The following is a 19,284-nucleotide window of genomic DNA, read 5'->3' on the forward strand; positions in this document are numbered from 1 at the left end:
CCCTCCTAAAGTTCCAGTTCCTCGCCCTCCCTGGTCCCGAACAGCTTCACCTGGGTGGTCTCCTGCATCTGCTTGACGATCCCATCCAGCTGATCGTCGGTCCGCTCCGGATCGTGGTGGAAGAACCCCAGCCGCTTGACTTCGGCCTCCTCGGCCAGTTTTATGGCCTCGCTGAAGGTGGAATGCCCCCAGCCCCGGGTCTTCTTCATGTCTTCCTCGGTGTACTGGGCGTCGTGCACCAGAATGTCCGCCCCCCGGCAGAAGGCCACGAAATCCTGGTAAGGGGTGGCCGGCTTCTCCGCCCGCAGTTCGTTGTCGGTGATGAAGACGAAGGTCTTCTCCCCGTCCCTGATCCGCAGGCCGTGGGTGGGCACCGGATGGTTGTTCAGGATGGTGTCGAAGTGCACCCCGCCGAAATCGAAGCCCTTGGAGTCTATGATCTCGAACTTGACCTGGGATTGCACCTCCTGCAGGTCGGCCGGAAACACGTATCCGTCCATCTGATTGTAGAGGGTCTGATACAGCCGGTCGAAGCTGTCGTTGGCGCTGACGAACATCAGTTTGAAACGGGGCATATAAATGGGAAGGAAGAACGGCAGCCCCTGGACATGGTCCCAATGGGCGTGGGTGATGAAGATGGGGATGGTGGCCGGATCCTTTTCCTTGAGGAGCTTCAGCCCCAGCTTCCGGATCCCGGTGCCGCAGTCGATGATCATCCGGTAGCCGCTGGAGGTGATCACCTCGGCGCAGGTGGTGTTGCCGCCGTAGCGGCTGGTGTCAAAACCAGGCGCCGGGATAGAGCCCCGCACCCCGTAGTAAGTGATTTTCATTCGTCCCTCCCAGTTGTATTGATTATATGACAAACAATGTTCATATCTCTTTGTATCTCTGATAGATCTCCATCACCCCGTCCATCCCCTTTTCAAAGGCAGCGATGACCGCCGGGTCAAAATGGGTCCCGGAGCCGTCCTTGATTATCCCCATGGTCTCCTCGATGCTCATGGCCGCCTTGTAGACCCGCTTGTTGGAAAGCGCGTCGAACACGTCGGCCAGGGCCACTATCCGCCCTTCGAGGGGGATATCCTCGCCCTTGACCTTGTCGGGATAGCCGGTGCCGTCCCACTTTTCATGGTGGCTCAGGGCAACCTTCCGTGACAGCTGCAGCAGGGGGATGTTGGAATCCTTTAATATTCCGGCCCCGATGGTGGTGTGCGATTCCATGATGATCCGTTCCTCCGGGGTCAGCCGCCCCGGCTTCAGCAGGATGCCGTCCGGGATGCCCACCTTGCCGATGTCATGCATCGGGCTGGAGAGCCGGATCAGCTCCACCCGCTCGGGAGGCATCCCCATTTTTTCGGCGATGATGGCCGAGTAATGGCTCATCCGGCGGATGTGGTTGCCGGTCTCCTTGTCCCGGTACTCGGCGGCGATGCCCAGCCGGAAGATGGTGTCCAGGTGCGCCTCCCGGATGTCGTCGTTGAGCTTGGCGTTCTTGATGGCCACCGCCGCCTGGGAGGCCATTGATAACAGCAGCTCCTCGTCGCCCCGGCCGAAGGGGATCACCTGCCCCGCCGGGGCCATGGCGTTGATCAGCTGCAGCACGCCGATGATGCCCCCCTGGTTGTCCTTCATCGGCAGCTGGATCATGGAGCAGGTGCGGTATCCGCTGCGCTGGTCAAAGGATTTGTCGAAATGGTATTCGGCATCCTGGGGGATCCGGTAGGCGTCGGGGATGTTGACTGTCACCCCGTTGTTGGCCACGTAGCCGGAGAGGCTCTGATTGGAGATGGGAATATTGAAGGGCTTGAAGGGTTCGGCCTGCTGGGATTGGCCCAGCTTTCTGGCCAGGGTGTCGTTCTGACTGACCACGAATTTCAGGGAATCGCCCTCTTTTATGTACAGGCTCCCGGCATCGCAGTTGGCCAGCTCCCGGGCCTGGGTGACGATGATATCCAGCAGCTGGTTCAGGTCGCGCACCGAGGATAGGGCGATCCCTATTTTGACCAGCTTTTCCAGGACGGTGCCGCATTGTTCCATATTCTCATCCCCTGAAATGATTTTCTTGAAAGGTCAGACCGACCTCTGGGCCGGGATAAAAGGATCTCCGGCCGGCGGTGCTGACTTATATCTAATGCAAAGGGGAAGAGGACTACTCATCCTCCTCCCCGCCTTCCTCCTCAAAATCGTCGTCGATGATCTCGAAAATATCCTGCGACGCGCCACAATCCGGGCAGACCCAGTCCAGCGGAAGATTGTCAAAATATGTCCCGGGCCTGACGTCTCCGTCGGGGTCGCCGGCCTCCGGATCGTAGATGTAGCCGCAAACGTTGCACTTGAGCTTCATGATGCCCTCGTCATTATGTTTTTTGTATTAAAGTTTGGTGATCTTGCTCAGCAATTGATCCCGGGCGATCAGCCTGTCCAGCTGCATCAGATAGACATCGCGGTCGCCGCCCCGGTCCGAATCGTACAGCATCTTTTTGCCGTCGGGGGTGAAGCCGAAGACGAAATCCTCCGAAGCATTGTTGGTCAGCCTGAGGGAACGCTTCTGATCCGGCTGATAGAGATAGATCTCGTCGTTGCCGTCACAGACAGAGACATAGGCTATGGATTCGCCGTCCGGCAGAACTATGGTCGGTATCCCCGAACGAAATGACGGAACATCGATCTCGGCCGTCCGGCCGTCGCTGATATCAACCGACAGCAGGAAGCTTTGGTTCTGGCTCTCCCTCTGCACTATCAGGCGGTCGGAGCAGAGCCCGAAATAGGCCACCTCTCCGGTCTGATCCTCAAAAAGAACCTGGGATGAGTTTTCTTTTTCGGGGTGGCCGGCCCCCAGGGACATCCTCCACACGGCATATCTGCCCGAGCGGTCGGAGACCCAGAAGACCTCCTGGCCGTCGGGCGAAAAGCATGGCAGCCAGTCATCGCTTTTGCTGTAGGTCAGCCTGGTTACCTTTTTGGCAGACAGGTCGTAGAGATATACCTCATCGTTGCCTTCGCGGTCGGAGACGAACAGCAGTTTGCTGCCGTCGGGCGAGAACGACGGCCCGTAATCCACCGCCGGGTGGTTGGTGAGCCTCTGCTGGTCCCCGCCGTCGCCGGACATGATGTAAAGTTCGGCATTGCCGTCCCGTTTGGATGAAAAGGCGATCCTTTTCCCATCCCCCGAGATGCAGGGAAAGGCGTCATTGCCTTTGGCCCCGGTCAGCCTGAGCGAAGGGTAGGGCTCTAGCCCCAGGTACAGTGATATCCTCTGGCGCAGCAAGGTGTCGTCAGCCATCTCCCGGTCCAGCTGCCCCAGCAGGGAATATTCCTTTACTGCCAGTGCGGCCGAGTCACACAGGCAGTAGGTTCTGGCCAGCAGATAGTGGGCTGAGGCGTTACGGGGATTTTGGGACACGGCCTGTTCGAATTGAGCCAGGGCCCGGGACAGATCGCCCATCTCCAGAAATTCCCGTCCTTTGCTTACGGCCCTGCGGTCTCCGCAGCCCAAAGCGGCCAATATCAGGAGCGAGACCGTGGCGGCCCTTATCAACCGGCTCATATCCGCTTTTTATTTACCGTTTTGACCGGGGCCGGTTTTTCCCAGGAGAACAAGGCAAACAATTTTTCATCGTTGGTGTACTCCAGTATCTTGCCCTGTAAAATCAGGTTGTTGTAGCTTTTCAACAAGGCCCGGCAGGTCTGGCTGTTTCGGCTTAAGCCCGGCTTATGGCCGTCAAGCTGTTTCTGCAGGCTGGCCTGCTGATTGGCCAGGGCGTCCATTTTGGGCTTTTGTTTCTTGGCCAGCAGGCTGTTGTTCCTGGTTGATTGCCTGAGATCGGACAACTTCTGTTTTGCATCCGCCAGCCTGCTGATGGCCTCAACCGCCTTGGCCTCCAGGGTGAGGAATGCCACCCCGGCAGCAAGGCAGGAATCCATGGCCGCATTTATTGCCGGATATTTTTTCAATTCCTGGGAGGTTTGGTTGTCCTGGATCATCTTCTGGCTGCGGCCGATAAGCTCGTTATAACTGGGAAGGTATTGGGCCTTCTGCTCGGGGGTCGAAGCCCCGACCTTGTCCCTGATGGCTCCTATCTCCTGATGCAGGATATAAAAGTTCAGGACATTGGGGGTTATGCCCTGGGAGATATCGGCCTTTTTTTTGCCGCAGCCCAGGGCGGCCATAATCGTCAGTGTCAGGACCATCGCTGTGCCCTTGGCCCACGCTTTCTGTTTCATTTTTCCCTCATTCGAAATGTCGATAATCCATTTTATGCATACCGGCGGCAAATGTCAATAAAAATATATTGCCTTTTAATAAACCATATGCTATAGTCTTACTTGTTGGTAACATTAGCATGAAATATTTGAAAAAGTCAAGGTGATATATTTTATTTCCGATGTCCACCTGGGCTCGGCCGGGCACTCCGGAAGCGACCGGGAGAAACTGTCAAAATTGGGTCTGCTTTTTGACCGGATCACCGGTCCGGGCGACAGGCTTTTTATTCTGGGCGACCTGTTCGATTTCTGGTTCGAATACCGCAGCGTGATCCAGAAGGAACACCTGGAGATCCTCGGCCGGTTTAAAGACCTGAGATCCCGGGGGGTGGCGGTCGACCTGCTGGTGGGCAACCACGATTTTTGGATAGGCGATTTCCTGAGCCGGGAGCTGGGAATAACGGTTCATCGCCAGTCCTTGGCCCTGGAGTCCGGCGGAAAAAAGATGTTCCTGGCCCACGGGGACGGCCTGGGAAAGGGAGATCTGGGATATAAGATACTGAAAGTTGTCTTGAGAAATCCCTTTACCATCTGGCTGTACCGCCTGTTGCATCCCGACCTGGCCATTCCTTTTGCCAAATGGTTCTCGCAGGTCTCCCGCAACCACCTGACCAGGGACATGCACCTCGATCCCGGCCCGATGCTGGAGGTGGCCCGGGAAAAATTCGCCCAGGGATTCGATTTCGTGCTGCTGGGGCACACCCATCTGCCGACAGTTCATGAAGAGAACGGCAAGATCTATATCAACCTGGGGGATTTCATCGCCAGCTTCTCCTATGCGGTATTCCGGGATGGCATTTTAACCCTGGAATACATAAAATAATCAACCTATTTTCCGGAGGTTTTATCATGACCGCCATCGCCAAGATCCATGCCCGGGAGATCCTGGATTCCCGGGGCAACCCCACGGTTGAAGTGGATTGCCATCTGGCCTGCGGAGCCATGGGCCGGGCCGCCGTCCCCTCCGGCGCATCCACCGGAATCCATGAGGCCTTGGAACTGAGGGACGGAGACCGGAACCGTTATGGCGGCAAGGGCGTGCTCAAGGCAGTAGAGAACGTCAATTCCGCCATCGCCCCAGCCCTCTCCGGCCGGGAGGCCAGCGAACAGAAGGCGGTGGATCAGGTCATGCTGGACCTGGACGGAACCGACAACAAATCCAAGCTGGGAGCCAACGCCACCTTGGGAGTCAGTCTGGCGGTGGCCCGGGCTGCGGCGGCCGCCTCGGGCCAGCCCCTGTACCGCTACCTGGGAGGGGAGGCCGCCACTGCCCTGCCGGTCCCCATGTTCAACATCATGAACGGGGGGGCCCACGCCAACTGGCAGGGCACCGACCTTCAGGAATTCATGATCGCCCCCTTGGGCGCTCCCAGTTTTGCGGAAGCCCTGCGCTGGGGCAGCGAAACCTACCATGCCCTGAAATCCGTGCTCAAGGACAAGGGCTATTCCACCGGAGTGGGAGACGAAGGAGGATTCGCCCCGGCCCTGAAGACCAATGCCGAGGCCCTGGACCTGATCATCCAGGCCATCGAGAAAGCCGGATACCGCCCCGGGGAGCAGATCTCACTGGCCCTGGACCCGGCCTCCAGCGGCTTCTACCAGGATGGAAAGTATAATCTGAAAACCGAGGGCCGAAGCATAAGCTCAGAACAAATGGTGGACATGTACCAGCAGTGGTGCCAGAAATATCCCATCATCGTCATCGAGGACGGATTGGCCGAAGACGACTGGGATGGCTGGAAACTGCTGAACCAGCGCCTGGGGGACAAGATTGAACTGGTGGGGGACGACCTGTTCGTCACCAATGTCAAACGCATCGCCAGAGGTATTAAGGAGAAGGCGGCCAACGCCGTCCTGATCAAGCTCAACCAGATCGGCACCCTGACCGAGACTCAGGCCGCCATCGAGATGGCCTATCAGGCCGGCTGGAAGGCCATGGTTTCCCATCGCAGCGGAGAAACGGTGGACAGCTTCATCGCCGACTTCACCGTGGCCATGAAGACCGGGCACCTTAAAACGGGGGCTCCCTGCCGCGGGGAAAGGCTGGAGAAGTACAACCAACTGCTGCGCATCGAGGAGGAACTGGGGCCGGCCGCCCATTACCCCGGCAGGTCCGTATTCAAATGATAAAGCACCATGCCCCGTTCCGGCGCACATAGGAGCAGCTCCACCAAGGCCGTTCTGGCCCTGGTGATATCATCATTTGTGATCGTGATCCTGATGTTCGGGATGGGGCGCTACGGCTGGATTACCATGCTCCGGGTGGACCGCCAGCAGAAGCGGATAAAAAAGGAGATGCTGGCCAACCTGGCCCACAGCGAGATACTGTGCCGGGAGATCAGGCGTCTGAAGACCGACAGCTTTTATCTGGAATCCCAGGCCCGTGAGAAGCTGGGGATGACCCGGCCCGGGGAGACCTCGTACCGCTTCTACCCGGCCGACTCGCTCAAGAAAAGACCTTGACTTTGGGCCGGTTCTTTGGTATCATTGCATAATTGATCTTAATAAACGTCGCGGGGTGGAGCAGCCTGGTAGCTCGTTGGGCCCATAACCCAAAGGTCGGAGGTTCGAATCCTCCCCCCGCTACCATAAATACAGGCCCTAGTAATGAGTTTAGTGGCACTAGAAACTTTACTGGGGTTTTTAAATGTCCCTCGATAGTGGCGGCTTAGCTCAGTTGGTTAGAGCAGCGGAATCATAATCCGCGTGTCCGGGGTTCAAATCCCTGAGCCGCTACCAGAAAATACCAAAGCCAGACATATGTCTGGCTTTTTTTGTGATCGTCCGTGGTTTCCCTCCGGCAACCCGGCTTCGAAGTAAGGCGACGGCGCATCCGCCGACGCTTGGCAGACAATCATTCCTGTCCTCCTACGGCAGACTACTGTCAGCGCTGGGGCATTTATGGCACCGGCGGAAAATCCCTGAGCCGCTACCAGAATTGTAAAGAGCCGGAGTCTTAAGACTCCGGCTCTCTGCTATTAACTGATAACTATCAACCAATAACCAAAGCTACATTCCGGCCACCCGGTAATCCCGGATATTGGCGTTATTCTGCAGGCTCTGGTACCAGTTCTGAATGGCCTCATTCTGTTTCTTCTGTATCAATTCCTGCTCCAGCTTCCCGGCCTCCTGGTTGAACAGCTCCTGGTTGATGGGATTGTGGCTGTCCACCCGGATGATATAGACCGCCTGGTCGGTGGCCACCGGGCCCGACACCGTCCCCGGGGCCATGGAAAAAGCGGCGGCGAAGAACTCGTTCTGGTTCCCCACGTTGGGCACAAAATCAGCCCGGCTGAATTCGCCGGTGGTCTCCAGCTTGGCATTGGCGGCCTTGGCCGCCTTCTCCAGGTCGCCGGGCTTCGCGATCTGGGAACGCAGGCTCTGGGCCATGGCCCGGGCCTCGGCTTTGGCCATCTCCATCAATATCTTGGCCTTTATCAACTGCTCCACCTCGGCCAGGGGCTTGATGCCCTTCTTCTGGCGGTCCAGTATCCTGGCCACCACATAGCTCTGTCCGTTGTCCAGCACCGGACTGACGCTTCCCCGGCCCTCGTCGAAGGCAAAATTGACCAGCTCCGGCATGGAGCCCAGCCGGGGCACATAAAACCCCCTGGGGAAGAAGCCGGTCTTTACGATCTCCAATCCCTGCTCGGCGGCGGCGGCCTCAAATCCCTTCTCCTTGACGGCATCGTTGAAGATGTCGGATCTGATCCGCAGGTCGGCCAGGGTCTCCTCGCTGGCCCTGATGCGCAGCAGGATGTGCCTGGCCCGGACCATGGGCTGGCCCTGCTCGGTCTTCTTCTCTTCCACCTTGACTATATGCCAGCCGAACTGGGTCTGAAAGGGCAGGGATATCTTCCCCGGCGCCATTTCAAAAGCCACCTTCTCGAACTCGGGGATCATCTGCCCCCGGCCGAAGAAACCCAGGTCTCCGCCCTTTTCGGCCGTTCCCGGATCCTCGGAGTAGGTCATGGCCAGTTCGGCGAAATCGGCCCCCGGGGCCCTGGCCTCCTGGTATATCTCCTCTATCCGGTCCTTGACAGCCTGGAGGTCCTTTTCGGTGGGACTCTGGGCAAAGGCCACGAACTCCAGGTTGGCCCTCTCCGGAGCCTGGTATTCTGACCGGTGCTCCTGGTAATATCCGGCGATCCTATCCTGGGATATCTCCTGGTTGGGGTTGTAGAAAGCCCCCAGCGGGATGGCTATATAGCTGGCCCTGACCCGGTCGAATTTTTCAATGAAGGCCTCCTTAAGCTCCTGGTCGGTGACCCTGATGCCGGCCACCAGCTGCAGCCTCAGTTTTTGCAGGGGCAGCTGTTTTTTGATCTGGATTTCGTAATCCAGCAGCCAGGGCATGCTCTGGGGATGGCTGATAAAGGCATGGTATTTCTGGATGTCGAAAACCCCGTTGGTCATCAGGTTTTCGTTGCCCCTCAGCTCCTGGGGCGGGCTGTTCCTGATGATGCTGACCACTTCTTCATCAAAGGTCTTTATTCCCAGCTTGCGGTAGGCCTGCTGCAACAGCATCTCCTCCACCAGCGACTGCCAGGTCTGGTTCTCTATCTGCTTGGCGGTGGCCTCATCCGGCTCGCCGCCCGACTGCTGGCGGTAATTCTGCATGTTCTGCCGGTATATCTCCTGGTATTGCCGCAGGCTGATGGACTGTCCGTCAACCTCGCCCACGATGCCCTGGGCCAGCTTGCTCTGGCTCTTGCCCAGGTTCCCGCCGGTCCCGGTAATGATGAACCCGAAGCCCACCACCATGGCCACGGCCACGATCCACATGATCACCTTCATCTGGCTGCGCATAGCCTTCATTATCATATCTGGTAATCTCCCTTTTTTATTCCTGATGTTTTATATTTAGGACGCTTATTTTCGCAGATTAAATCGACCCTCCCGGTTGATTGGAATTCCCGCGATCGATTGGCGGGTATCTGCGTTTTTCTGCATCCTAAGATTTAAATTTCAGTACCTGCATATTAACGCATCGCTTCTTTTGGGGACGGACGATCCTCATCCCGCCTGGTAAAACGCCAGATAGCCCTGGTAGCTGGCATAGATGTCGGCCACCGATACCACCTCGAAGGGCGAATGCAGGGACATCACCGCCGGGCCGCAGTCCAGCACCTCCATCCCCAGCTTGGCCAGGAATTTGGCCACCGTGCCGCCGCCGCCCTCGTCCACCTTGCCCATGGCGCCGCACTGCCAGGGGATGTGGTTATCGTTGAATATCTTCCTGACCCAGCCCACGAACTCGGCGTTGGCGTCGCTGGCCCCGCTCTTTCCGCCGTGCCCGGTGTATTTGATCATCATCAGGCCGTAGCCCGCCCGGCCGGCGTTGGACATCTCATGCACCCCCTTGAAATTTGGCTCCACCGCGGCATTGGTGTCGGCCGAGAGCACCCGGGAGCGGGACAGGCATCTCCGGAGGGCCGCCTCGGAATAATCCGGCTTGTTCAGGGCCATCAGGTCGCCCAAAAAGTTCCACAGGAACATGGCCTGCATCCCGGTGTTTCCCTCGGAGCCGATCTCCTCCTTGTCCACGCAGGCCGCCACCACGGTCTTCTTGGGATCCCTGACGTCGAAGATGGCCCGGGCCGAGGTATAGCTGCAGACCCGGTCGTCGTGGCCGTAGCCCCCCAGGAAGCTTCTGTCGAATCCGATGAAGCGGGATTTGATCAGCGGCACCATCTCGATCTCGGAGCTGATCAGGTCCTCCTCGTCCATCCCGTATTTCTTGTTCAGGTGCTCCAGCACCGCCAGCTTGACCCGGCTCTTGGCCTCGGCGTCGTCCACCGGGATCCCGCCGCACAGCACCACCAGCTCCTCGCCCTTGATGGTCTCCCCGGATTTACGGTCGGCCTGTTCCTTCTTGTTGAGATGGGGCAGGATGTCGGTGATCACGAAACAGGGATCATCGTCGTCGTGGCCGATGGCCAGGTCCACCTCCTGTCCGTTTCGCAGTATCACCTTGCCGTACAGCCCCAGCGGGATGTTCACCCACTGGTACTTCTTGACCCCGCCGTAATAGTGGGTGCGCAGCAGGGCCTGTCCCAGTTCGTCATCCTGATACAGCGGCCTTTGTTTCAGGTCCAGCCGGGGCACGTCCAGGTGGGAGGCCACCAGGTTGGCGCCGTTCTCCAGAGGTTCCTGTCCCAGCACCGCCAGGAAGATGTTCTTGCCGCGGTTGATGGCATAGACCTTCTGCCCGGCCTTCCAGGACTTGACCTTCTCCACCGGCAGGAAGCCCTGCTGCTCGGCCAGCTCCTTCAGGCGTTCCACCGCCAGTCTTTCGGTGCGGCCGGCATCCAAAAACCCGGCGTATTCCCTGGCAAAGCCGAAATATCTTTCCCGCAGTTTGGCGTCGGCCCGCTCCCAGACGCTTTTATTCTCCAGCATCAGTTTGCTGCTATCGTTGGACATTGCTAGGCTCCCATTTATATTAAGTTATTGATCATTTCTTGTCCGCGATCTTCTCCAGCTTGACCTCGGCCCACTGGGCCAGCATCTGCCCGGCCTTATTGGCGGCCAAGCGGTCCTTGAGGTCGTCCATCCGCTCCGGATTCTTTTGCAATACCTTTCTGATCTCGGCCGGATCGGTGCGGTTATGCCGGGCCCAGTCCTCTATGGCCTCTTCGATCTCCTCCGGCCCGGCCTGGATGTTCTCGGACTTGACCACCTGGGCCAGGAACAGGTCCTCCTTTATCTTCCACTCGGCGGCCGGCTTGTACTGGGCCAGCATCTTCTCCTGGTCCCAGCCGCATTCCGGGCAGTCCTTTTTGTCGGGATGGTTGTGCTGGCGCAGATGCCTTTCCTTGGCCTCGGCCACCATGCCCTCGGTCTGCTCCTTTACCAGCGATTCCGGGAGCTCCACCGGGTTCTCGTCTATCAGGGCGTTGACCGCCTGGATCCGCACCCCCTCCATGGCCTCGGTCTCGGCCCGGGCGACCATGCCCGATTTGATCTTCTCCCGGAGCTCCCCTATGGTCTGGTACTCGCTGACCTTCTTGGCGAAATCGTCGTTCAGCTCCGGCTGTTTCTTCTCCTTGACCTCCTTGACCGTCACCTGGAAGACCACCGTCTTGCCGGCCAGCTCCCGGGCCTGGTAGTCGTCCTTGTACTGGACTGATATATCCTTGACGTCGCCGGCCTTGACCCCGGTCAGATTATCATTGAACTCCGGCATCACCTGGGCCGCCCCCAGGTCGATGGTATAATTCTCGCCCTGGGATTTCTCGGGATGGTCCACCCCGGAGATGGGCTTGAAATCTATGATCACCCGGTCGCCCTGGGCCGAAACCCGGTCCACCGTGTTGTATTCGGCGTAGATGTTCTGCAGGAACTCGATCTCCCGGACCACGTCCTCATCGGCCACCTGGCGCAAGCGTTTGACCGCCGGCAGGCCTTGGTAGCGTTTGAGGGTTACGGCCGGCAGGATCTCGAAGGTGGCCTTGAATTTGAGCATTTTATCGGAGGTGATGTCCAGGTCCGAGATCACCGCCCGGTTGACCGGTACCAGCTTGTTCTCCACCAGGGCCTTTTCGTAGGACTCCGGCACCAGGCGCTCGATGGCCTCGGCCTCGATGCCCTTGCCGAACCTGGCCTCCAGCACCGTCCGGGGCACCTTGCCGGGGCGGAAGCCCGGGATCTTGGCCTTTCGGCCGTACTCCTGGTACAGGTCCTCGATGGCCTCATTCAACTGCTGGCTGGGCACCTCTATCTCGAATATCCTCTGCCAGGATTTGGGCTCTTTGATCTCGACTTTCAAAACTGCTCCTTAGATTTGTATATTGAATTTTTGAGTTTTTCATTCCCCAGGGGACAGCTTGCTGAAACCGGTTAAACTTCTTTAACTTTTAACCATAACCGTATGTAGAGACTTTTCTGCCATTTTGGTGCGAAGGGGGGGATTTGAACCCCCACGCCTTGCGGCACCAGATCCTAAGTCTGGCGCGTCTGCCAGTTCCGCCACCCTCGCTGGTTTTTGATATGAAAGTTAATTATAACAGATAAAAATTATACCGTCAAGATAAACGACTGGCGTTCAAAGCACTGTAAATTCCATGGCTTTTCCTCAAGGCCCGGCATAACAACCTCCCCGGGTTTATGCCCTTTGGTGGTATTAAAACACGTAAACTTTGTGTCGTAAGAATTCCTGGTAGAAAAAAGATTTATGGATCCAGAAAGCCTGTTCAACCCGCTAATGCTTTGGTTCGTCCTAGTCTGACCAGCAATAAAATCCCCGAAGATCCGTGTTCTATTCGTGCCCCATCCCCGGCAGCTAATATCCCGAACTGCCCGATTTGGGTATGTGGACCTTCAGCTCCGGTATGGCCTTCAGGTTTATCCGGAATTCGTATGACCAGTAAACGCCGCTTCGGGTGCTGCTGAACCTGGCCTCCCAGCAGTGCAGGTCCCGATAGATGGAGTAGCTCTCGGACACCATCTCCCCGGCCTTTAAATTGTAATACTTGCCGTAGCTGACCTTCCAGTTCCTGGTGATGTCAAAGTTCAAGGTCCCCTGCAGATTGGCGTTGTCGTAATAGCGGCTCCAGTTCTGGTCGTATCCCAGATTGAACGACCAGGGCAGGCCGACCTTTATCCGAGGCCGGACCTCCCGGCGGTCCAGGCTGTCGGCCATCAGAGAATCTGGTTTCAACGAATCTCCGGATGCTGTCAGCAGGGAGTCCGGCAGGCTAAGACCTGAATCTTCGGCAGGCAAGGCAATCGAGGTGTCCCGCCCGGCGGAATCGGGCAGGATCTCCCTTTTGCCCAGCCAGGTCCCGGAGAACCTCAGGCCCAGATACAGGCTGGTGTTATCCGACCGCCGCAGATAGGGGTCGTAATAGGAACTGAGGCGGCAGTCAAAATATCGGTTGCCGGGAAGCAGGCTGCTGTTGAAGCTGATGCTGGACCATTTTTTATCGGTGCTGAGATAGTTGTAGTTGGCCCCCAGCGAGGCCGAGGCCAGGTCCAGCTTGACCGTCTCCTTTCCCTTGGGATACCGGGTCTGGAAACTGTTGTTCAGCGACAGGCTCATCGAGCTCTGGCGGTACATCCCCCCGATGGAGCCGAAGTTTTGGAACCGGGACTGGTTGATCTCCGGGGCGTAGGAATAGGACAGGCTGGGCTGGAGCACGTGCCGGAAACCCTGCAACCGACCGATCTTCAGGGGCAGGATGCCATACAGGGTGGTGGTGGCCGAAAGGCCGCCGGAATACAGCCAGCGCCAGGCGTTGGGCCGGCCGAAGACGTCCCGGTCGAACCAGGTGCCCCTCAGGGTCAGCCGCGGATTCAGGCTGATCCACCGGAGAAGCTTGATGTTGGAGCCCAGCTCGGCCCGGTTATCCCAGCCCTCCCTCAGGCTGACGCTCAGGGAATCGCTGTTCCTCTGCACCAGGGCCAGGCTGTTGCCGGATACATTCAGTGCTCCAGGTATCAGCTCCTTCTGGTACAGGCTGAAGGAAACCTCCGGCAGCCGGCTGGAGGTGGTCTGGAGGTCCAGATTATCGTAATGGTCCAGCGCCGCCCGCATTGATGCCCGGCTCCAGGAGTGGTTGAAGGAAAAATAGGAGTGCAGGTTCCGGTCCAGCCTCTCCTCCAGGGATTCGGAGAAATCCCGGCTGTAGGATTTGTCGCTGACAAAATTACCAGCGCCGGAGATGGAGGTCCTTCTTCCCAGGGTATGCTGATAGAGGCCGTTCAGGGTCCATCTTTTGCGGAGCGGGGCCTTGTCCTCCAAATAGGAAAAATTGAGGTTGGAGGAGATTTTACCCGGCCGGATGTAGCGGGCCTCCAGATTGCCCCGCCATCCCACCTTCTCCAGCATGTCCACCGCCACCATGGCATCGGCCTGGTCGCTGATCACCTGGTAATAGGCGATGTTCTTGGCGAACACCCCCTCGTAGGCGCTGGACCCGAAGCGCGGCACCATGAAGCCGGAGTGCCGGTCCCTTCTTAAGGGAAAGAACCAAAAGGGAATGGCCAGCACCGGGACATCGCTGAAGCACAGCACCACCGGCTGAACGACGATCTTGTCATCCAGATAGATCTTCATCCGCCGGGACCAGAAATAATAATGCGGCTGATCGGCGTCGCAGGTGGTGTATTTTCCATAATCGACATTCAGGGTGCGCGCCTCCACCTGCCGGATCTTCCTCCCCCAGTAGCGCCCCCGGTCGAACTTGGTCCGGCCGTTGTATATCCAGCCCCTTCGGGCCTTGAAGTCATACACCATCCGGTCGCCGTAGATGGAGTCGCTGCGGTCGTACAGCACCGGGTCCTTCCGCACCGTCAGGGTCTGCCGCCTGGTGTCGAATTCGATGGTGTCGCCCACCACCTTGATATCCTTGTAGCGCACCTGGGCATCGCCCGACAGCTGGATCAGGCTGTTCCTGACATCGTATTCTATAGTGTTGGCCCGGTACCTGATGGCCGTCCGGCTGCTGTCGTCGCCGGGCAGGTCCCAAAGATCATCGGCAGCTGCCCGGAGGCTGTCGTCCGGATCTTCCGGTTGGGCAGGCGCCGCAGCGGAGCTTCCCTCCGGCAGCCTATCAGCAAACAAGGCCTCCGGCCCCTGAGCCTGGCCGGGCGACGGATGCCCCAGGATCAAGCCCCCGATAAATAACAACAGCGGCCAGCTTTTTAAAGGCTGCCGCCAGCATATATTTGAAAAACGGTTCATTATCCGCAATAGGTTGGATGTTGCACTGGTGAATAGGGATCGCAAAAACGTTAAAAAATCAACTCCCGCAGGGACCCCTTCATTCGGGCCTGGCCTGCGACTCCTCCTTGAGGGTGATCAGCAGCAGCATTATCACCCCTATCAGCACAGCGCTGTCGGCGATATTGAAGGTATACCAGCGCTCCAGGTGATAGCCGCCGAACTTTACCAAGCCCCACTTGAACGGGGCCAGGCTGATGTCGGGAAACTCGCAGTCGATGAAATCCACCACCGCCCCCTGGCGGAAGCGGTCCAACAGATTGCCGGCCGCCCCGGCCAGGATCATCCCCAGGGACACCGCCGCCAGAACATTCCTTCCCTGCCAGCGATAATAGAAATATATTATAGCCGCCAGGGCCACCAGGGAAAGCGGCAGCAACAGATACCGGGTCCAGGGGCCAAAGGAAAGGCCCATCAATCCGTTGGGATTGAGAATGTAACTGAAGCGCAGCAGGTCGCCCAGCACCTGCCGGCTCTCGCCCAGCGTCATGGAACCCTGCACCAGTATCTTGCTGGCCTGATCCAGAAAGAAGACCACAATGGCCACGGCCATCAGGATCACCCGGTTATTGAGGCTGTTGTTGGTCACCGGCCGTCTAGTGAGGTTGGTTGTTCTTGTTCTTGGTCTCGTTCTCCTCGGCGATCCGGCATTTTATGCACAGCTTGGCGTGGGGCACCGCATCCAACCGGTCCCTCTCGATCTCCTTGCCGCACTTCTCGCAGGATCCGAACTTACCGTCCTTCATCCGATACAGGGCCTGGTCTATCTCGTAGAGGTCCTTCCCTTTGGAGGAAACCAGGAAAACGCTCTTCTCCTTTTCCATGGTATCGGAGCCCTGATCAGCCATGTGAAAGGAGTAGGAAGACAGATCGCCGGAGGCCTCTTTCTGGTTCACCATCAGTTCGCCGTTCTCGATGCTGCTCAGCTCCGACAGGCATAGTTTTCTCTCCGCGATCAGCTTCTGCTCGTAATGCTGCAGGTCTTTTTTGTTCATACCAATTCTTCCCCCTTAGGTTTGTGCGTGATTGATTGCTATTGTTATTTCTTTGCCGTTGATCTCAATTTTTTGCCCGGTCACAACGCCGACCTTCTGCAGGGTCACCGCCAGCGTCTCCGCTTTGATATAACGGTCATGTATTTTCATGGCCGCCTCCAGCTCGGCGTCGCCCGAGTAGGTTATCCTGATCCGGTCGGCCACCTCCAGTCCGGAATCCTTCCGCAGGTTCTGGATCTTGTGCACCAGCTCCCGGGCCAGGCCTTCGGCCAAAAGTTCCGGGGTCAGAACGGTCTCCAGTGCCACCAGGTCCTGGCCTTCATTCTTGACACTGAACCCCGGCTTTGATTCGGTGGTTATCTCCATATCCTCGATAAACACTTCCACCGGCATTGAAGCCTGTAAAGTGAATTTGCCATCCTGCATCAGTTGTTTGACCTGTTCACTGGTCATTTTGGGCACAAGATCCTTGACGATGCCCGCCAGATTTTTATATCTAGGACCAAGCCTCGAGACCAGCCCTTTTGCCCTGTATTGGATCAGCTTTTCCGGATCCTCGATGGCTTCCACGGTTTTGACGTTCACTTCATCCTTGATCATATCCTGATATTTCTCAACGATCGTCCAATCTTTCTGTTTTTCGCCTTTGTAGAGCAAACGGGCCAGCGGCTGGCGGACCTTGAGTTTAGAGTCTTTGCGGGCGGCGTGCCCTAGAGATACGGCTTTGCGCACCAAAGACATCTCCTGAGACAACTGCTGATCGATGAATTTTTCGTTTGCCTCCGGGTATTGCGCCAGATGAACGCTCTCCGGGGCGGCGGCATCGGCCGACCGCACCAGGTTCTGGTACATCTCCTCGGCCCAGAACGGCATGATGGGCGCCATCAGTCTTATCATGGTCTCCAGGCAGGTGTACAGGGTCAGGTAGGCGGCCTCCTTGTCGGAGTCGGATTCCGATTTCCAGAACCGGCGCCGGGACCGCCGCACATACCAGGTGGAGAGGTCCTCGGTGAAGGCCTCCAGTTTCTTGCAGGCCGAGGCCGCATCATAGTCATCCAGATTCTGGCGGATGTTCTTGACCAGCAGGTTCAGCTCGGAAAGGATCCAGTTGTCCAGCAGGGTCAGCTGGCATTTGTCCAGCCTTTTACCCTTAGGGACGAAGCCGTCCAGCTTGGCGTAGGTGATGTAGAAGGAATAGACGTTGTGCAGGGTCAGCAGCTTGCGCTTGAACTCGGTGGCCGTGTGGTAGCCGAAATTCAGGTTGACCACCGGGTTCTGGCAGCAGAACACCCAGCGCATCAGGTCGGCCCCGATCTTGCCGGCCGCCTCATCGAAGGGGATGGAGTTGCCGGCCGACTTGTGCATGTCTTCGCCCTTCTCATCCTTGACCTGGGCGTGGCCCAGCAGACATTGGAAGGGCGCCCTTCCCTCCAGCACGGTGCTCATGGTCAGGATGGCATAGAACCAGTTGCGGAACTGGCCCTGCAGGCTCTCGGTGATGAACTCGGCCGGGAACCACTGCTGCCAGTACTCCCGGTTGGCGGGATAGGCCTGGGAGGGGTCGTAACGGTATTTCCCGGACCTTTCCTTGCCGGGGGTGTAGCATTTCTCCGGCGGCATCACCGTGGAGAACATCACGATCCCGGCGTCCAGCCAGGGATTGCCCACATCGTGGATGCGCGCGGCGTCCTGGCCGCACTTGGAGCATTTCACCCTGACCTGGTCCACCCAGGGCCGGTGCGGGGTGTGGCCGTCGAATTTGTCCCAGCCGGAGACGGCCCGGATCTTCAGGTCCTGGTAACCGCCGGCTACTTCAAAATTGCCGCAGGCGCACTGGAAGATGGGCAGGGCCAGCCCCCAGTAGCGTTTTTTGGAGATGCACCAGTCTCCCATGTTCTTCAGCCAGTCCAGCTCCCGGTCCAGCCCGTAGTCCGGGATCCAGCGGGCCTGGCTGACCGAATCCATGATCCGGTAGCGCAGGCTTTTGTTTTTCTCCTCGGCGGTGACCTGGCCGTAGGGCTTGTCGTAGACCGGACCCATGCTGATGAACCACTCGTCCACCAGCCGGAACACCAGTTCCGAGTGGCAGCGCCAGCATTCGGGATAGCGGTGGGTTATCTTCTGGGCGTAGTACAGCACCCCCCGTTTCTTCAGGTCCTCGACGATGGCCTCGGCCGCTTGGCTTACGTTCTGGCCGGTCAGCCAGTCGAAGCCTGGGAGGTAGACCCCGGCCTCGTCCAGCGGGGCCACTACTTTCAGGTCCTCGATCTTGGAGAGGGCAAAGTCCTCCTTGCCGCAGCCCGGGGCGATGTGCACCATTCCGGTGCCGTCCTCTTCGGTCACTTCCTTCCAGGCCACGGTGCGGTGCTGGATGCCCTTCTGGGCCGGCAGGTGATCGAACGGCCCTTCATATTTAAGGCCCACCAGTTCCCGGCCGGGCAATTCGCCCAGGATCTGGTAATCGTTTTTCAGGACCTCCTTGCGGCCCTTGGCCAGGTAATAGACATTTCCCTCCTGGCGCACCTTGAGATAGGTGAAGTCGGGATGCACCGCCACCGCGGTGTTGGAGGTCAATGTCCAGGGGGTGGTGGTCCAGACCAGCAGATATTCCCTGTCGCGGCCCAGGATGGGCAGGCGGACGTAGACGCTCTTGTGGGTCATCTCCTGGTAGCCCTCGGTGGCGATCTCCATGTCCGAGAGGGCGATGCCGCAGCGGGTGCACCAGGGCATGACGTCGGTGCCCCGGTAGATCCAGCCCTGGTCGTGGCATTTTTTCAGGAAATGCCAGATGGCGTAGTTGTTGTCCGGGGCCATGGTGAAATAGGAGTTGTCCCAGTCCATCCAGTAGCCCAGCCGCCGGGACTGCTCGGTCTGTACCTGGGAGAACTTGTCCACCCGCTCCTTGCATTTCTCCACGAATTTATCTATGCCGTAGGTTTCGATGTCCTTTTTGGACTTGAAGCCCAGCTCCTTCTCCACCTCCACCTCCACCCACAGACCCTGGCAGTCGAAGCCGTTCTGGTAGCGGGCGTCGTAGCCCTGCATGGCCTTGTAACGGTGGTACAGGTCCTTGTAGGTGCGGCCCCAGGCGTGATGCACCCCCATGGGATTATTGGCGGTGATCGGTCCGTCCACGAAACGGAATTTTTGAGCCGCCCCGCGGTTCCTGGCCGCCAGTTTTTCGAAGGTCTGGCTGTCTTCCCAGAACTTTTGTATCCGTTTTTCCAGTTCGGGAAAGTCCAGATTTTGAGGAACGCTTTGGTACATTGTCAGCCTTGTTGAGTGATACTGAGGGTTATA

The 19,284-nt window shown here is 58.0% G+C and carries 15 protein-coding genes and 3 tRNA genes; 5 read left to right on the top strand and 13 right to left on the bottom strand.

All coding sequences use genetic code 11. From position 1 onward, the window contains the following. Window positions 1-5: 5 nt before the first annotated feature. The 5 genes from RDU76_02020 to RDU76_02040 form a co-directional block, all read right to left on the bottom strand. Complete coding sequence (locus RDU76_02020) at window positions 6-830, bottom strand: MBL fold metallo-hydrolase (protein MDQ7797708.1); 825 nt, start codon at window positions 828-830, stop codon at window positions 6-8. Between the two features lie 40 nt (window positions 831-870). Beyond that, a complete protein-coding gene (locus tag RDU76_02025) occupies window positions 871-2,037 on the bottom strand; it encodes an HD domain-containing protein (protein ID MDQ7797709.1) in 1,167 nt (388 codons plus the stop codon). Window positions 2,038-2,149: 112 nt separating this feature from the next. Then, window positions 2,150-2,344, bottom strand: a complete 195-nt coding sequence (locus RDU76_02030; protein MDQ7797710.1) for a rubredoxin — start codon at window positions 2,342-2,344, stop codon at window positions 2,150-2,152. 27 nt (window positions 2,345-2,371) lie between these two features. Then, the gene (locus RDU76_02035; GenBank protein MDQ7797711.1) at window positions 2,372-3,547 is read right to left on the bottom strand and encodes a tetratricopeptide repeat protein; all 1,176 of its coding nucleotides are present in this window, start codon (window positions 3,545-3,547) and stop codon (window positions 2,372-2,374) included. After that, window positions 3,544-4,224 carry a hypothetical protein gene (locus tag RDU76_02040; GenBank protein ID MDQ7797712.1) on the bottom strand — a complete coding sequence of 227 codons (681 nt, stop codon included), beginning with the start codon at window positions 4,222-4,224 and terminating at the stop codon, window positions 3,544-3,546. The genes RDU76_02035 and RDU76_02040 overlap by 4 nt, the downstream gene beginning before the upstream one ends. A gap of 142 nt (window positions 4,225-4,366) precedes the next feature. Between RDU76_02040 and RDU76_02045 the strand changes: the two genes are divergently transcribed. The 5 genes from RDU76_02045 (at window position 4,367) to RDU76_02065 (ending at window position 7,002) form a co-directional block, all read left to right on the top strand. Continuing rightward, a complete protein-coding gene (locus tag RDU76_02045) occupies window positions 4,367-5,086 on the top strand; it encodes a UDP-2,3-diacylglucosamine diphosphatase (protein MDQ7797713.1) in 720 nt (239 codons plus the stop codon). A 26-nt stretch (window positions 5,087-5,112) separates the two neighbouring features. After that, complete coding sequence (gene eno, locus RDU76_02050; protein ID MDQ7797714.1) at window positions 5,113-6,390, top strand: phosphopyruvate hydratase; 1,278 nt, start codon at window positions 5,113-5,115, stop codon at window positions 6,388-6,390. A gap of 9 nt (window positions 6,391-6,399) precedes the next feature. After that, window positions 6,400-6,726 (top strand): septum formation initiator family protein, encoded by a 327-nt coding sequence (locus tag RDU76_02055; GenBank protein ID MDQ7797715.1) that lies wholly within the window; start codon window positions 6,400-6,402, stop codon window positions 6,724-6,726. A 49-nt stretch (window positions 6,727-6,775) separates the two neighbouring features. Then, window positions 6,776-6,852 (top strand) — tRNA-Met (locus tag RDU76_02060). A 73-nt stretch (window positions 6,853-6,925) separates the two neighbouring features. Next, window positions 6,926-7,002 (top strand) — tRNA-Met (locus tag RDU76_02065). 270 nt (window positions 7,003-7,272) lie between these two features. Here RDU76_02065 and RDU76_02070 read toward each other — a convergent pair. The 8 genes from RDU76_02070 to ileS all read right to left on the bottom strand — a co-directional run bounded on the left by RDU76_02070 (window position 7,273) and on the right by ileS (window position 19,251). Continuing rightward, complete coding sequence (locus RDU76_02070) at window positions 7,273-9,087, bottom strand: peptidylprolyl isomerase (protein MDQ7797716.1); 1,815 nt, start codon at window positions 9,085-9,087, stop codon at window positions 7,273-7,275. A 192-nt stretch (window positions 9,088-9,279) separates the two neighbouring features. Then, a complete protein-coding gene (locus RDU76_02075; GenBank protein MDQ7797717.1) occupies window positions 9,280-10,689 on the bottom strand; it encodes an aminopeptidase in 1,410 nt (469 codons plus the stop codon). A gap of 31 nt (window positions 10,690-10,720) precedes the next feature. After that, a complete protein-coding gene (gene tig, locus RDU76_02080; GenBank protein MDQ7797718.1) occupies window positions 10,721-12,034 on the bottom strand; it encodes a trigger factor in 1,314 nt (437 codons plus the stop codon). 125 nt (window positions 12,035-12,159) lie between these two features. Beyond that, window positions 12,160-12,244, bottom strand: a tRNA-Leu gene (locus RDU76_02085). A gap of 303 nt (window positions 12,245-12,547) precedes the next feature. Continuing rightward, window positions 12,548-14,950, bottom strand: a complete 2,403-nt coding sequence (lptD, locus tag RDU76_02090) for an LPS assembly protein LptD (GenBank protein MDQ7797719.1) — start codon at window positions 14,948-14,950, stop codon at window positions 12,548-12,550. A 79-nt stretch (window positions 14,951-15,029) separates the two neighbouring features. Then, a complete protein-coding gene (gene lspA, locus RDU76_02095) occupies window positions 15,030-15,578 on the bottom strand; it encodes a signal peptidase II (GenBank protein ID MDQ7797720.1) in 549 nt (182 codons plus the stop codon). A gap of 7 nt (window positions 15,579-15,585) precedes the next feature. Further along, entirely contained in the window at window positions 15,586-15,984 is a 399-nt protein-coding gene (locus tag RDU76_02100; GenBank protein ID MDQ7797721.1) for a TraR/DksA C4-type zinc finger protein, read from the bottom strand. 15 nt (window positions 15,985-15,999) lie between these two features. Next, window positions 16,000-19,251: an isoleucine--tRNA ligase gene (ileS, locus tag RDU76_02105; protein ID MDQ7797722.1), complete on the bottom strand. Its 3,252-nt coding sequence runs from the start codon at window positions 19,249-19,251 to the stop codon at window positions 16,000-16,002. Window positions 19,252-19,284 lie beyond the last annotated feature (33 nt).

The organism is Candidatus Edwardsbacteria bacterium, assembly GCA_031082425.1.
GTDB lineage: Bacteria > Edwardsbacteria > AC1 > AC1 > EtOH8 > UBA2226.